Consider the following 15,133-nt stretch of genomic DNA (forward strand, 5'->3'; position numbering starts at 1 on the left):
AGTTAAGATAGATTTGGAACAAACGTTTTCTGCTGACCCTTTATTAATTTATGGATAGTGCCTGTAGAAATATACTTGCCGCCCCGAACTCGCGGGGCCATCTGCAAGGCATGGGGGACAAAATCAGCGTAAAGGGTGAATTCGGTTGCCCGGAACTTTTTTCGGCTTTAACACCGCCCTGCGCGGCATGCAGGCCCAGCAGCGGGGCATTTACACGACTTCCCACAATATCGCCAACGCCAACACCGAAGGCTACACGCGCCAGCAGGTGGTTCTGACGGCGACGCCGGCTTATCCCGTCCCGGCCATGAACCGGCCCGGCGGCCAGGGCTGGCAGATCGGCACCGGCGTCGACAGCCAGGAAACCCGCCGCCTGCGGGATGAGTTTTTAGATACCCAGATTCGCCGGGAAACCGGATCTTTAGGCCAGTGGCAACAGATCCAGGATGTGTTGCAACAGGTGGAGGTTGTCTTTAATGAGCCGTCCGATACGGGCCTCAGCACCCTGATGAGCCAGTTCTGGGCCGCCTGGCAGGAATTGTCCAAGAACGCGGAAAGCTCCCCGGTGCGGACTACCGTCGTCGAGACGGCCAACGCTTTGGCGGAGGCCTTCCGGCACAGCGCCGCCCAGTTGAACCAGATCAAGGACGATATCGACCAGTCCATTGAGTTAAAGGTCAAAGAAGTAAACTCCCTGGCCCAGCAGATAGCCGACCTGAACGGCCAGATTAAAAATATCGTTGCCGCTGGCGACCAGCCCAATGATTTGATGGATCAGCGGGACCTATTACTGGACAGGCTGAGTAAAATCATTGATTTTAGCGTAGAAAAAAATATGGTAACAGTAAATGACGAAGAAATCGCTGACGGCCAGATAAAGATAAAGCTTGGCGATCAATATTTAGTAAATGTTGATGGTACGGATGGTAGCATAGTTAATATGGTAGCGGCGGGTACAGATGATGCAAATAAGGGCAAAATCTTTTGGGAGGATTCAGGTGACGAAATTGTGCCTGCTAATGGAGAGATTAAAGGTTTGCAAAAAGCACGCGAAGACGTGCAGACCTATCTAACCAATTTGAACACTCTGGCCGGGGAACTGGCTGCAGCCATTAATGAACAACATATTTTAGGGAAAGATTTAACGGGAGCCAGTGGTGAAGACTTTTTTGTCATTGGTGATGATAGCGATACAATTACGGCGGCTAACATCCAAGTTAATCCCCAAATTATGGCTGATGTGAGTAAAATTGCGGCGGCAGCTAATGATGGAGGCCCCGGCGACGGCAGCAACGCCCTGGCCATAGCCCAACTCCAGCACAAGCTGATAGAAAACCTTGACAATACCACCTTCGATGACTACTACAAGAACTTCACTGCCAAACTGGGTGTCGACGCTCATGAGGCTACGCGCATGACCACCAACCAGGGCGTTTTGGTGGACCAGCTAACCAACCGCAAAGAATCTATCTCCGGCGTCTCCCTGGACGAAGAAATGGCCAATATGCTCCAGTACCTACGCGCGTACGAGGCCTCAGCTCGGATGATTACTACCCTGGACAGTATGCTTGATAAAATCATCAACGGCATGGGTGTTACGCGTTAATGCCTTAGCTGGAAGTTAAAATTCTCCAAAGCGCTATCCGCCAGAGGTGAAGATAATTGCGCGTTACCAACCGGATGCTCAACAACAATGTCATTCGCAACATCAATCGTAACCTGGAGAATATGGCCCGTACCCAGGAGCAGATGTCTTCCGGCAAGAGAGTAAACCGGCCATCTGACGATCCCATTGTCGTCGCCCGGGTCCTGGCCTTTAAGACCTCCATCGCCGCAAACGACCAGTATAAAAAGAACATGGAAGACGCCAAGGGGTGGCTCGACGCCTCGGAAAGCGTCCTGGGCATGGCCACAGATGTCCTCCAGCGGGCCAGGGAACTGGCAGTTTATGGCTCCAATGGGACAATGCCCCCGGAATCCATGGATGCCCTTGGGAAAGAGGTAGATCAGCTCCTCGACGAAATGATGCAGGTCGCCAATACCTCTTACGGCGGCCGTTACATATTTGGTGGCAGCCAGACGACGGCTACACCATTTGTTAGTAACTCGTCTAGTACGGACGATCCTGTAGAGTACAATGGTGATTCAGCAGCTTTAAATTGGGAAATTGCCCCGGGTGTTACTATCAGCGTTAACGAAAATGGCGATCAAATATTTATGCAGGCAATAAATAATGGTAGTGCTACTGAATCCATATTTAAATTATTAAACGATTTAAGCGCTGCCTTACATGGCGGGACAGCCACGGATGTTTCGGCAACTTTAAATAAGTTCGACCAGGCTATCGATCATATCCTCAATATCCGCGCCACCTTGGGTGCCAAAAGCAACCGCATGGAGATGGCTATGTCGCGCCTGGAAGATACCCAAATTGGCCTGACGCAAACCATGTCCAAGCTAGAAGATATCGACCTGGCGGAGACCGTTATGAACTATAAAACCCAGGAAAACGTCTACCTCGCCTCCCTGTCCACCGGCGCCAAGGTCCTTCAGCCAAGCCTGATCGACTATTTGCGTTAACACTTGCCAATGAGCTTTACCGTTTCTTCCTAACTATAAACTTTCCACGGATGATATTTTCGGTAAAGGAGGTTTGCAAGGTTATTCCACGCTCAGCGTGTTGTAATAAAGGAAGAACTATTTTTAAGGAGTGATCACGTTGCCGCGGCGGAAGAGTTGGGTAGTTGTCCTTGCTACATTGATGACAGTGGTTTTATTCGCCCAACCAGCTTTGGCTGCTCCAAAGCTGGTGGTGAGCATAGGTGGTAACACGGTAAATACTAACGATGCTAAACTGGTTAGCAGTAAGACCGTGACCCTTTCCGTGTACGATAGTAATGGTGAGGCCCAGAGTGTTAACATCACCGTGAATAACAAGAAGGTTGCGGCAAAAAGCGTTACTGCTCAGGTTTACAATTGGTAGGCTAATTTAAGCCTACTACAGGGATAAATAACATAACAGTCAGTACAGTCAGTGCGAACGGCCTGAATAATAGTATGGATATCGTAAACTTCCAAATAATGTATGTTACTACACCGGTACCGGGGCTTACCTATGATGTACCTTCTCTTCCTGCCTCGGGGAAAATAGAGGCCTTTAATAGGACTGTCACCCTGACGTACCCCAGGGGAGACGTCCTGGTCGATGGCAGCGGTCAAATTACGAATAGCTCGGTTGCCTTTACGGTTTACGACCCTCCCACCACCAGGCCGGATAATTACCATTTCCTGGCCAGCCAGGTCATACAAATTTCCGTTCCCCAGGCCGTTTATCTGTTACAACCCGGGCAGCTCACCCTCAGTTATGATCCGAATATCAGCGCGGCTGTGGCCGACCAGCTGGCCATCTGGTACAGCCCGGATAATGATTGGAGCGATGATGATAACTATATCCTGGGCGGCCGTACTGATGTCCGCAATCACACTGTGACCGCCCCCTTCCAGTTCAATGGTAAGACAGAAGGCTATTATGCCGTTTTCCTGGCGGACCGTGTATTTAAAGATTTTACCAGCCAGTCCGAAGCAGCCTGGGCCTATTCCAGCGTAATGCCTATGTGGGCTAAAGGGCTGGTTGAGCCCCTACCAATCGATAGAACAGATAATAACTTCGGGGCAGGAAACAATATCAACCGCCTGGAGTTTACCACCATACTCATCAAAGGGCTGGGATTACTGATAATAGAAAAAACATCTTCGGTTTTTAGTGATGTATATGCAACTCCAGAAGGGAATAATGGCTCATATTTTGGTAGCAATTACTCATCAGCAAATGGGTTTAAGATATACGATCAATCTCATACACCGGTACAATACGCCGAAACCGCCGCCCGATATGGTATTATAGCAGGATATCCTGATGGCACTTTCAAACCAGCAAATAGTCTAACCCGCCAGGAAGCGGCCGTCATTTTAGCCCGGGCCGCCAACTTGAAGTTGCTTAGCGACGGTGATAAAGCCAAGACGGATCTGGAAAGGATTTTTACAGATGCCTCTGCTATTCAGCCGTGGGCGGCACCTTCAATACTGGCGGCGTACCGCGCCAGGCTGATTGCCGGCCTCCCCGATGGAGATAAGAAGATAAAGTTTGCTCCGAACGATCCTCTCACCAGAGCCCAGGCGATTACCATGGTTTACCGCCTGCTGGAGAAGCAAAAAAAGATATAGTTAGCAGGCCGGGTCGGGCCAGGTTAATTTACCGTAAGCTGCCGGGGTAAATACCAGGGATGAAAGTCAGCTAATTCTCTGCGACTTCTACTCCAACCAACGATACGGCCAGCCGGGGAATACGCTTACCCCGGCGGCTGCTTTATTAGCAGTGTTAATCATATAAATGTCGCGGTAACTCAAGGAGGCTTCCCGCTTTCCGCCAACCTCTACTATCATATATTCTTGGATCCTGCCATATCATAGAGAAAATTCCAATCCCGGTATTTGTAACTATTCGGGCCGCCGCAATCTTTGTGCCCGCCAGCGCTATGAGCAATTAGTTCGGCGATAAATAAATTCAGTTTACAGGGGGTCGCCCGCTGTGCAAGTTATGACCTCGCGCTTCGGTACCTTGGAGATAAACCCCTCTGACTTGCTTCATTTTCCCCAGGGTATACCGGCATTTGAGCATCTCAAGGAATTCTTTTTCTACCCCATCCCCGAAAACCCGGCTTTCACCTGGCTCCAGGCCGCCGCCGACCCCGAAGTGGCTTTCCTGCTGGTCGACCCCTTTCTCTTTTTTCCTGGCTACGCCGTCGATCTACCGGCACGCCTGCAGGAAGAGCTGGCCATCAAGGACCCAGCGGACGCCCTGGTCTACGCCGTAGTGACCATCCCCGACGGCGACATCCGGCGGGCGACGGCCAACCTGGTCGGCCCCATAATTATCAACCCCACAGTCAGACTGGGTATGCAGTTGATCCTGGAAGGGACAAAATATACTACCAGACACCAGTTGTTTAAGGAATCATTCTCTGATGACGAATCAATACCATCGAGCGGGGGAAATGAGGGGTAGGCAGACGCTAATTTTGAAACTGATGTCGCCAGTTTCTACAAGGATCCTACCTCTTATATCCCACATTTTATATTAGGGGAGTTGCCGCCTGTGCTGGTCCTCACCCGGCGGGTAAATGAAGCCATTATCATCGACAACCGCATCAAAATCACCGTCGTCGCCATTGAGGACGATAAAATCCGTCTGGGCATAGACGCCCCGCCGGAGGTGCCCATCGTTCGCGAGGAGCTCCTGGCTGCTGTTGCGAACGCAAACAAAGTCGCCGCCCGGACGCCAGCTGTAGCGGTGGGTAATTTACCTCTAAAAGCACCGCAGCCTAAATAGCCATGAAAATGAAAGCTTTAATAACGGATTATTCATGGTACGCTACAAAGGTTTAGTTAGAGATGATGCCAGCACCATTCCTGGCCCGCTGCCGTGGCCCTTAAAACGCGCCTATGAGCCCGATTTAAACCTTATAGCCAGGGAGTACTTGCACCATCGGTGGTGATTCTAACCATGAACCTTGAGAATAAAGTAAGCAGCCAAGCTACCGGATTAGTCACCAGCACCCAGACAATAGGGAGCAAAATTTATTAAAACGCTTTTTTATCTTGAAAGAAAATCTTACTTTAACCCCTCCAGACTTGCTGCAAAATGTCGATATAAATCATTAAAAGTAAATAGAAGTGAAGAAATAATATATAAGGCACTCGAAATGACTTAATATGGATTAAAGGAAGGTATATTCCATTGCACATTTTAGTAACCGGAGCCGGCGGTTTCATCGGCTCGCATCTTACGGAAAAGCTTGTCAGAGAGGGACATAAGGTACGGGCCTTTGTCCATTATAATTCCCGCAATACATGGGGGTGGCTGGAGGAGAGTGAAGTCAAAGACGATATTGAAGTCTTTACCGGTGATATCCGTGATTATGACAGTGTCAGAGCTTCATTACGGGGAATAGAAGTAGTATTCCACCTGGCGGCCTTGATAGGTATTCCCTATTCTTATGTAACGCCGGTTGCTTATATAAAGACAAATGTTGAAGGTACGTACAATATTTGTCAGGCCGCAAGGGAAGAAGGCCTGAGAAGGGTGGTTCATACATCTACCTCGGAAGTTTATGGAACGGCACGGTATGTACCTATTGATGAAAATCACCCTCTCCAGGCCCAGTCACCCTATGCTGCCAGCAAGATTGGCGCCGATCAGCTGGCCCTGAGTTTTTACCGGTCTTTTGATTTACCGGTAACTATAATCAGGCCCTTTAACACCTACGGGCCACGCCAGTCAGCCCGGGCCGTTATCCCTACGATTATCACCCAGCTGTTAAGTGGCCGGGAGGAGATCCGGCTGGGCAATTTGGCACCGACGCGGGACTTTAACTTTGTTGAAGACACAGTGAACGGCTTTATCACGGCAGGTCTTTCCCCTCATACAGTGGGCGAAGTAGTTAACATTGGGAGCGGCCGGGAAATAAGTATCGGCGAGCTGGTTGAGCTGATAGGACAATTGATCGGGATAAAGGTGAAAGTCCGGGTGGATGCGGAACGTTACCGCCCTGAAGCGAGCGAAGTAGAGCGTTTATGCTGTGATAACCGCAAAGCGAACCGGCTGGCAGGCTGGCGACCAGAATACTCCTTAAGTCAAGGACTGGCAATAACAATCGAGTGGTTTAAAAATCACCTGGCTTTATATAAAGCCGGGCAATATAACGTATAAGGCGGCGCCTTATTGATGCAGGAAATTAAGATACCGTTGGACTGGCCTAATATCAGTGAGTTAGAGCGTGATTATATCTTAAAAGCTTTAGCAAGCGGCTATGTCTCTTCAGCAGGACCGCTGGTAAGGGAGTTTGAGCAGCGATTTGCCGCTTATTTAGGTATCAGACACGCAGTAGCGGTGGTAAACGGCACGGCCGGCCTGCACCTGGCCTTGAAATTATTGGGGATCGGACCTGGGGACGAAGTTATTGTGCCCGCCCTTACCTTCATTGCCACGGTAAATCCGGTCGTATACGCTGGGGCCAGGCCGGTAGTGGTCGACGTTGATCCCTGGACGTGGAACATCGATCCTGCCGCGATAGAAAAAACCATTACCAAGCATACACGAGCGATTATACCGGTTCACCTCTACGGCAACCCGGCCGATATGGATGCCATCCTGGGATTGGCCCGGGAGTACGGGCTGTACGTCATCGAAGATGCAACCGAAGCTTTAGGTTCAACTTACAAAGGAAAGAAAGCAGGTACCTTCGGGCATATAGGCGTTTTTAGCTTCAACGGCAATAAAATTATCACTACCGGCGGCGGGGGGATGCTGGTAACAGAGGACCCGGAACTGGCTCGCAGAGCCAGAATCCTGGTCAACCAGGGCAGGGAACCTGGGGAAACCGAGTATGAGCATAAGGAGATAGGCTTCAATTACCGGTTGACCAACCTCCAGGCGGCCCTGGGCCTGGCGCAGCTGGAACGCCTGCCGGAATTTTTGGCGACTAAAAGGCGCAATGCGGCGATTTATCGCCGGGATCTATATAATGTTTCAGGAATTAGCTGGCAACAAGAATTACCTGGGGCAGAGAGCAATTGGTGGTTATTCTCAATTTTAGTTGACAAGAAAAAGTATGGCTTGGATAAGCTAGAGCTTATGCAATACCTGAGGAAAGAGGGTATCCAGATCAGGCCGTTATTTAAGCCTCTTAACTGGCAGCAGTGCTATAGAGCATACAATTTTAATCATTGCCCAATAGCAGAAGCATTATATATGTCAGGGTTAAACTTACCCAGTGCTAGTTCTTTAAGAGAGAAAGATATAATGTATGTAATAAGGAGTATAAAAATATGAATATCTTATTTACATCGGCAGGTCGTAGAGTTGAATTGATAAAATTATTTCAGGAAGTACAAGAAGTAGATCGAGTTATAGCAGTAGATATAGGCAATACTGCTCCAACTCTATATTGCGCAGACAAAGGTTTTGTTATCCCCAAAGAAGGTTCCGATAATTATCTTGATGTACTGCTGGAAATATGCCGTAAATATAATATACACATGATTATACCGCTCTTTGATTTGGAGCTTCCTTTTCTTTCAAAACTGAAGGAAACTTTTCATAAAGAAGGAGTTGTTGTTTTAATCTCCTCACCTCACGTAATCGAAATTTGTTTAGATAAACTTCAAACTGCAAAATTTTTTAATGAACACCAGATACCTACTCCTTTAACATATACACCAGAAGATTTTTTATCAAGGGACATACAAGGTTTCGATGGTCAATTTATTGTTAAACCCCGTTTTGGATCTTCCGGTAAAGGTGTAAACAAATGTAATACCAAAGAAGAAATTAATTATTTTATAAGACAAAATGAGACATATATTATTCAAGAATTTATTAGGGGTTATGAAGTTACCCTAGATGTTTTATGTGATTTTAAAGGTAATTGCATTTCGATCGTTCCGCGAAAACGTCTTAAAGTACGTGGAGGAGAAGTAGAAAGAGCAGTAACTATTGAAGCACCAAATCTTTTAAAAATAACCCAGGAAATTGTCTCTAAATTAAACGCAGTAGGGCCTATAAACATTCAATGCTTTATTACTGAACAAGGACCTGTTTTTACAGAGATTAACCCAAGATTTGGTGGCGGATACCCCCTTTCCTATCATGCTGGTGCGGATTTTCCTAAAATGATTGTTAAAATGGCCTTAGGAGAAAAGATTGCTCCACGAATTGGAATTTATAGGAGAAATTTATATATGCTAAGATATGATACGGCAATTTATAAAGGAGAGGATGAATTGATTGATCAAAGTTGCTATCTTTGATTTAGATGATACCTTATATAATGAATTGGATTTTGTAAAAAGTGGTTATTTAGCTGTTGCGCGAGAAATTTCACGATACGTTGGAATGAAAACAGAGGATATTTATCTCGACATATGGGCGTTATATTATGAGAACAAGGAGTTTGTTTTTGATCGTTTATTAAAACTTTATGGTATAAACAATCAATACAGCCCTGAAATGCTATTACATTTATATAGAAATCATAAATCTAATATTAAGCTTTTCAGAGATGCCCAGTACATCATTAAAGTTTTAAAAAACAAGGGTATATCTTTGGCGATAATTACGGATGGTAATTATGTGAGTCAAGAGAATAAGATAAGGAGCCTAAACCTAGCAAGCTATTTTGATTTAATCGTTTATACTGATAAATTTGGGAAAGAATATTGGAAGCCACATCCACGAGCTTATAAATTAGTTCTCGATTACTTTAAAGTAAAATCCTACGAAGCCTGCTACATTGGTGACAACCCGATAAAGGATTTTATTGCTCCCAATAAACTTGGGATGCAAACATACCAGATTATTAGGAGTAGTGGACTATATTCAAAGTTTACGCCGCCTAACGAAGGCAAACCTAATAAAGTCATATATTCTCTTGAGGAATTAGAGGAGTTAATACTATAAGATGTGTGCATTCCGGAGGATAATTTTATAATGAGAAAAATCATGGCTTTTACAGCCACAAGGGCCGAATATGGTTTGCTTAAACCAATTTTAAGAGGTATCAAACAGTCACCCAAACTAGAATTGTCTTTGGTCGTAGCTGGAGAGCATTTAGTGCAGTGGAAAGGTAATACCATAAATGAAATTAAAAGAGATGGATTTAATATAAGTGAAATAATTAATAGTTCTTTGGCTTCAGACAGAACAGAAGCCATTATTAAATCAGTTGGACTGACTACGATTTTACTTTCTGATACCATAAGAAAAGTGGAACCCGATTTTTTATTGTTATTAGGTGATAGATATGAGCTATTTGCTCCTGCTATAGCAGCCCTGATCCAAAGAATTCCCATAGCTCATATCGCCGGCGGGGAAACGACCTATGGAGTTTTAGATGAGCAAGTAAGACATGCAATTACTAAAATGGCCCATCTTCATTTCCCAACCACTTGGGAATACGGCTGGCGTATACGACAAATGGGTGAGGAAGCATGGCGCATTCATGTTGTAGGATCACCTGGTATAGAAAATATTAATAATTGCGATTATATGCTGCCGAATGAGTTGGAAGAGGACTTCGGTATTAATCTTGAAAAACCAATTATCCTGGTCACTTATCATCCTGAAACTCTAGAAAAAGGATACCAGGCACCAAAGGACATAGAACAATTGGTTAGGGCCTTAAAACATTTTTCCGGACACCAGCAGGTAATTACCTACCCCGGGACTGAGGTGGGCTATCAAAATATCATCGAAGCATGGCAGCAGTATGCCGCTGATAGACCTAACGTAATTTTGAAGAAAAGCTTGGGTTCCAGGGGCTATTTAGGAGTAATGCGCTTAGCGTCCGTAGTGGTAGGCAATTCCTCGAGTGGAATTATTGAAGCACCGAGTTTTCATGTTCCTACTGTAAACATCGGTGAACGACAAAAAGGAAGAATTAGGGCCGATAGTATAATAGATGTCCCTTGCGAAGAAAAAGAAATTGTTAAAGGGATAAAAAAAGCCCTGGAAGATCGAGATTTTCGGCAAAGTTTAAAAGATGTCTTCAATCCTTATGATCCTTATGGAGACAGCAACGCTAGTGGCAGGATTGTTAAGGTGCTAGAAGAAATACCCATTAACCGTAAGCTTTTAGAAAAACGACTGGACTTTCCTTCACCTGAAGAAAAGAGGAATTACCATGTTCAATAGGGTTTTCATCATTGCCGAAGCGGGCGTCAACCATAATGGCGATTTGCAGCTGGCCAGGAAACTGGTAGACGCGGCGGTAGAAGCGGGGGCAGACGCTGTAAAGTTTCAGACTTTCAAGGCCGAAGAAGTGGCCACCCCCGGCGCCGAGCGGGCCCAATATCAAAAAGATAATATGCCCGGAAAAGACGAAAGCCAGCTGGAGATGATTAAACGGCTGGAATTGAGCTACGCCCAATTTCGGGAACTTTATGCTTATTGCCGGCAGAAGGGGATTATATTTCTTTCCTCTCCCTTCGATCAGGAAAGCATTGATTTTCTGGCCGAATTGGGAGTGCCTTATTTTAAAATCCCTTCTGGAGAAATAACCAACTATCCCTTCTTGCGTCGGATCGGCGGGAAAAAGCGGCCGGTTATCCTTTCTACCGGCATGGCGACCCTGGGTGAAGTGGAAGGTGCGTTGCGGGTTTTGCGGGAAGCCGGGGCGAGCGACATAACCCTGCTGCACTGCACCACCAGCTACCCGGCTCCGCCGGAAGAGGTGAATTTAAGGGCCATGCTTACCATGAAGCATGCCTTTGCCCTACCGGTGGGCTATTCCGATCACACCGAGGGCATCGCCGTACCCATTGCGGCAGCGGCCCTGGGGGCAGAAGTGATCGAGAAACACTTAACCGTGGACCGCAACCTTCCCGGCCCTGACCACCGCGCCTCCCTGGAACCGGGAGAATTTAAAGAAATGGTCGTGGCCATCCGCCAGGTAGAAAAAAGCCTGGGGGACGGCATCAAACGGCCCGCGCCGGGCGAGCTGGCCGTCATGCCGGCGGCCAGGCGCAGCCTGGTGGCAGCCAGGGACATAGCCGCCGGGGAAATAATCACGGACTCCTGCCTGACCGCTAAAAGGCCGGGGACGGGCATCCCGCCGAATTTGTGGGATGTGGTGGTGGGCCGGCAGGCCCGCCGGGATATTGCCGCAGGTAGTATTTTAAGCTGGGATATGATTTGAAAGGACAAGGGATTAACCATGGGCTGGCACGATGATAAACTCGGGGAAATCTGGGCCCTGCCCGGGGAGAGCCTGAAGCTGGCTCTGCCGCGGATGGACGGGGCCGGCCTGCAGGTACTTTTAGTAGGAGATACAGAAAGGCATCTCCTCGGCATCATCACTGACGGCGACATTCGCCGGGCGCTGCTGCGGGGCGAAAGTCTGGACGTCCCCGTCGGGCAGGTCATGCAGGCGCGGCCCAAGGTTCTGCCGGCCGGTGTGTCTTTAGATGCGGCGAGAAGGTTGATGTTGACCCATAATATTCGTCATATCCCTTTGGTAAATAACGAACACCAGGTAGTGGACCTGCTCCTATGGATAGATCTATTTGGGAGTAAGGTGGAGGCGAGGCCCGAACCGGTGGTGATTATGGCCGGCGGCAAGGGTACCCGGCTGGATCCTTTTACCAAGATTTTACCAAAACCGATGCTCCCCCTTGGCGATAAACCAATAGTAGAAGTTTTAATGGATAGATTTTATGACCAGGGATTTTCGCAGTTTATTCTTTCAGTGGGCTATAAAGCTGAAGTAGTAAAGTTATATTTTAACGATAGCAACGGCCGGCCGTACAAAGTAAATTTTGTCCAGGAAGAAGAACCCCTGGGGACTGCCGGTGCCCTGGGGCTCCTGCGGCAGCAGCTTCAGGGAACCTTCCTGGTGACCAACTGCGACGTTATTATTGAGATGAATTATGGGGAATTGCTGCGTTACCATCATGAGAAAGGGAATGCCCTCACTATAGTGGGAGCCCTGCAGGATTTTACCATTCCATATGGCGTTTTGCGTACCGAGGCAGGGGAATTTCACCAGATAGAAGAGAAGCCTAGTTTCCATTTTCTGGTCAACATCGGCCTGTACGTGCTGGAACCCGAAGTTTTAGAGGGCCTTGATAATAGTTCTTTCATACATATGACGGATTTAATTATGGCCACCAAAGATAAAGGCCTGCGGGTGGGGGTATACCCCCACCATGGTCGCTGGTTCGACATCGGCCAGTGGGACGAGTACCGCCAGACCCTGCGGGCCTTTGAAGGCCTGATATAAGACAACTGCCGTTCGCCATTGCGAATCGACCGGCCAATGTTTCTGAAAACATTGGCCAGATCAAGTTCCAATTGACGCAGTGAATACGGGAGTCATTGAGTTCAGCTGGTATCCCGAGACAGTTCCAATTTGCAATTAAGTTCTCTCTCATGAGTGAAGACAGCCAGGTTCGAGGTCGTGTAGGCGTTCCGTGTGCGCAAGCGAAAGGGGAGAAACTCTTGTATCAAGGTAAAACCATCCTCGGTTTTATCCCCGCCCGGGCCGGTTCCAAAGGCGTGCCGGGGAAAAACCTCAGGCCCCTGGTGGGAAAGCCTTTGATCGTCCACACCATCGAGACCGCGAGGGCAAGCGGCGTTTTCGACTGCTTGCTGGTTTCAACCGACGGGGATGAAATCGCCCGGGTGGCCAGAGAGGCGGGGGCAGAAGTGCCGTTCATGCGCCCGGCGAAACTGGCGACCGATACGTCCCGTGGAATCGATGTCCTGGCCCACGCCATGGCCTGGTGCGAAGAAAGCGGGCGCCTTTATGATTGGGTAATGGTCCTGCAGCCCACCAGCCCGTTACGTAATGTGGATGATATCCTGGGAGCCTGCCGGTTGATGCTGGAACGCAATGCTCGGGCCGTTGTTTCGGTTTGTGAGGTTGACCACCACCCTTGGTGGTGCAATACCCTCCCCGAAGATTTAAACATGGAAAACTTCATCCGGCCTGACGTTTTAGGTTTAAACCGGCAGGAGTTGCCTGTTTTTTACCGCTTGAACGGGGCGATATATCTGGGTGAATGGGAATTTTTAAAAAAAGGAAGTTCCTTTTATGGTCCGGGCACTTATGCCTATATCATGCCCCAAGAGCGGTCGGTGGATATTGATAGAGAAATGGATTTTGTTCTGGCGGATGTGTTGATGAGGGATATGAAATGAGAATTACCGCTTTTTTGGAGGTATCATTTTGGGACATATTGTTATTTATAAAGGTCAGTCGCAGTATGATGTACTTCGTGTCTTTGTAGATCAGTTAGGTGAAGCTTTTAAATCCTTAGGTAAAGATGTTTATATCGTAGACCTTCTGGCCAGCAATGCCGGTCAGCAATTACAGGAAGCTTTTAGCCAGCCCTGCGAGTTTGTTTTTGCTTTTAATGCCATGGGCATAGATCTGAAAATAGGCAGCAAATCTTTATATGATTCCCTGGGCATACCTTTTATTGCTGCTTTAGTAGACGATCCAGTTTATCACTTGCAGCGTTTGGAATATCCGGTAGAGAATTTGTTAATCGGATGTGTGGATCGTTCGCATATTAATTTTGTTAACAGTTATTATGGTAATCAGCGGACCTGCTTTTTCTTTCCTCATGGAGGATGTAAAGCCAAGGATGTTATTGATGGTAGAAGCGTTCAACAGGATGGCATTCGGGGAATAGATATTTTGTTCGGGGGCTCATATCAAGACCCGGATAGTATACGTAATATCTGGGTTAATCTAAATACCACTATAGCAAGGCTTTTGGATGAAATAGTGGATTATATCCTGGGTAAAGATTATATAAACCTGGCGATTGCGGCTGAAAATGTTTTTGCTTCCAGAGGTATTTATTTAAATAACGAACTATCGAATAAACTTATCTACCTTTTGCCTTTTGTCGATAAATATGTCCGCGCTTATCGCCGGCGCCAGTGCTTGCAAATGCTTGCCGATTCCGCCTTAGAGGTCCATGTGTATGGTGCCAACTGGGAAAATGCCCGGATTAATGCAAAAAACAATATCTTAATCCATCAGCCAGTGGGCTTCTTAGAAATGCTCGGCTTAATGGAACAGGCAAAGATGGTGCTTAATATTGAACCTAGTTTTGCAAATGGCGGCCACGAGCGAGTGTTTTCGGCCATGATAAATGGGGCAGTTACACTTTCCAACACTAATAGTTTTTACTCACAGGAATTCATGGATGGCGAAGATATTATTCTTTATTCGTGGAGCAAACTCCATGAATTACCGTCAAAAATTTACGGGCTCCTTGAAAACCCTGATAAAATGGAGGCCCTGAGATTGGCGGGTAAACGCATAGCGGAAGAAAGACATACCTGGGTTGTCAGGGCGAAAAGAATCCTGGATGTTATCGAGACATATAAGTCGTTAAAGAATCTTAGGGTATCATAAGGCCGCCAGTGCCTAAACCTTTTGTTGCTATTGACGATATAACAATATAGGAAGGTGCAGTTTTAAGATTCCCTTGCAGGAGGTGGTATGTGGCTTACGCTATGATGATTTATAAATGATAGAAAGAACCGTGTTTGTTTTCCAAA

General features: G+C 47.2%; 16 protein-coding genes. 15 read left to right on the plus strand and 1 reads right to left on the minus strand.

All coding sequences use genetic code 11. The features are described from left to right. Positions 1–145: 145 nt before the first annotated feature. The 3 genes from flgK (at position 146) to MOTHE_RS03355 (ending at position 2,983) form a co-directional block, all read left to right on the plus strand. Positions 146–1,606 (plus strand): flagellar hook-associated protein FlgK, encoded by a 1,461-nt coding sequence (gene flgK / locus MOTHE_RS03345; protein ID WP_011392267.1) that lies wholly within the window; start codon positions 146–148, stop codon positions 1,604–1,606. 56 nt (positions 1,607–1,662) lie between these two features. Continuing rightward, positions 1,663–2,580 carry a flagellar hook-associated protein FlgL gene (gene flgL / locus MOTHE_RS03350; RefSeq protein ID WP_011392268.1) on the plus strand — a complete coding sequence of 306 codons (918 nt, stop codon included), beginning with the start codon at positions 1,663–1,665 and terminating at the stop codon, positions 2,578–2,580. Between the two features lie 139 nt (positions 2,581–2,719). Further along, the gene (locus tag MOTHE_RS03355) at positions 2,720–2,983 is read left to right on the plus strand and encodes a hypothetical protein (protein ID WP_053094673.1); all 264 of its coding nucleotides are present in this window, start codon (positions 2,720–2,722) and stop codon (positions 2,981–2,983) included. A 353-nt stretch (positions 2,984–3,336) separates the two neighbouring features. Here MOTHE_RS03355 and MOTHE_RS13440 read toward each other — a convergent pair whose 3' ends face one another. Continuing rightward, positions 3,337–3,483 carry a hypothetical protein gene (locus MOTHE_RS13440; protein ID WP_162490036.1) on the minus strand — a complete coding sequence of 49 codons (147 nt, stop codon included), beginning with the start codon at positions 3,481–3,483 and terminating at the stop codon, positions 3,337–3,339. Positions 3,484–3,486: 3 nt separating this feature from the next. On the opposite strand from MOTHE_RS13440, the gene MOTHE_RS13445 reads away from it, so the two are divergent. From MOTHE_RS13445 to MOTHE_RS03415, 12 genes are all read left to right on the plus strand, one after another. After that, positions 3,487–4,224, plus strand: a complete 738-nt coding sequence (locus tag MOTHE_RS13445; protein WP_162490037.1) for an S-layer homology domain-containing protein — start codon at positions 3,487–3,489, stop codon at positions 4,222–4,224. A gap of 373 nt (positions 4,225–4,597) precedes the next feature. Continuing rightward, positions 4,598–5,065, plus strand: coding sequence for a flagellar assembly protein FliW (fliW, locus tag MOTHE_RS03365; protein ID WP_071556365.1), 468 nt, complete (start codon positions 4,598–4,600; stop codon positions 5,063–5,065). A 90-nt stretch (positions 5,066–5,155) separates the two neighbouring features. Beyond that, complete coding sequence (locus tag MOTHE_RS03370) at positions 5,156–5,389, plus strand: carbon storage regulator (RefSeq protein WP_053094675.1); 234 nt, start codon at positions 5,156–5,158, stop codon at positions 5,387–5,389. 408 nt (positions 5,390–5,797) lie between these two features. Further along, a complete protein-coding gene (locus MOTHE_RS03375) occupies positions 5,798–6,769 on the plus strand; it encodes an NAD-dependent 4,6-dehydratase LegB (RefSeq protein ID WP_011392272.1) in 972 nt (323 codons plus the stop codon). 15 nt (positions 6,770–6,784) lie between these two features. Then, the gene (locus MOTHE_RS03380; protein ID WP_011392273.1) at positions 6,785–7,891 is read left to right on the plus strand and encodes a LegC family aminotransferase; all 1,107 of its coding nucleotides are present in this window, start codon (positions 6,785–6,787) and stop codon (positions 7,889–7,891) included. Continuing rightward, positions 7,888–8,868 carry an ATP-grasp domain-containing protein gene (locus tag MOTHE_RS03385; protein WP_011392274.1) on the plus strand — a complete coding sequence of 327 codons (981 nt, stop codon included), beginning with the start codon at positions 7,888–7,890 and terminating at the stop codon, positions 8,866–8,868. The genes MOTHE_RS03380 and MOTHE_RS03385 overlap by 4 nt, the downstream gene beginning before the upstream one ends. Then, positions 8,846–9,517 (plus strand): HAD family hydrolase, encoded by a 672-nt coding sequence (locus MOTHE_RS03390; protein WP_011392275.1) that lies wholly within the window; start codon positions 8,846–8,848, stop codon positions 9,515–9,517. The genes MOTHE_RS03385 and MOTHE_RS03390 overlap by 23 nt, the downstream gene beginning before the upstream one ends. A 30-nt stretch (positions 9,518–9,547) precedes the next feature. Continuing rightward, complete coding sequence (gene neuC, locus MOTHE_RS03395) at positions 9,548–10,750, plus strand: UDP-N-acetylglucosamine 2-epimerase (RefSeq protein WP_011392276.1); 1,203 nt, start codon at positions 9,548–9,550, stop codon at positions 10,748–10,750. Then, positions 10,740–11,753, plus strand: a complete 1,014-nt coding sequence (gene neuB / locus MOTHE_RS03400; RefSeq protein WP_011392277.1) for an N-acetylneuraminate synthase — start codon at positions 10,740–10,742, stop codon at positions 11,751–11,753. Before neuC ends, neuB begins: the two co-directional genes overlap by 11 nt. A gap of 18 nt (positions 11,754–11,771) precedes the next feature. After that, on the plus strand, positions 11,772–12,836 hold the full coding sequence (locus MOTHE_RS03405; RefSeq protein ID WP_053094677.1) for a nucleotidyltransferase family protein: 1,065 nt from the start codon (positions 11,772–11,774) through the stop codon (positions 12,834–12,836). Positions 12,837–13,054: 218 nt separating this feature from the next. Beyond that, the gene (locus MOTHE_RS03410) at positions 13,055–13,756 is read left to right on the plus strand and encodes an acylneuraminate cytidylyltransferase family protein (RefSeq protein WP_011392279.1); all 702 of its coding nucleotides are present in this window, start codon (positions 13,055–13,057) and stop codon (positions 13,754–13,756) included. Positions 13,757–13,784: 28 nt separating this feature from the next. Next, a complete protein-coding gene (locus MOTHE_RS03415) occupies positions 13,785–14,987 on the plus strand; it encodes a glycosyltransferase family protein (RefSeq protein WP_011392280.1) in 1,203 nt (400 codons plus the stop codon). The last annotated feature ends 146 nt before the right edge of the window (positions 14,988–15,133 follow it).

This window comes from Moorella thermoacetica, from assembly GCF_001267405.1.
GTDB lineage: Bacteria > Bacillota > DSM-521 > Neomoorellales > Neomoorellaceae > Neomoorella > Neomoorella thermoacetica.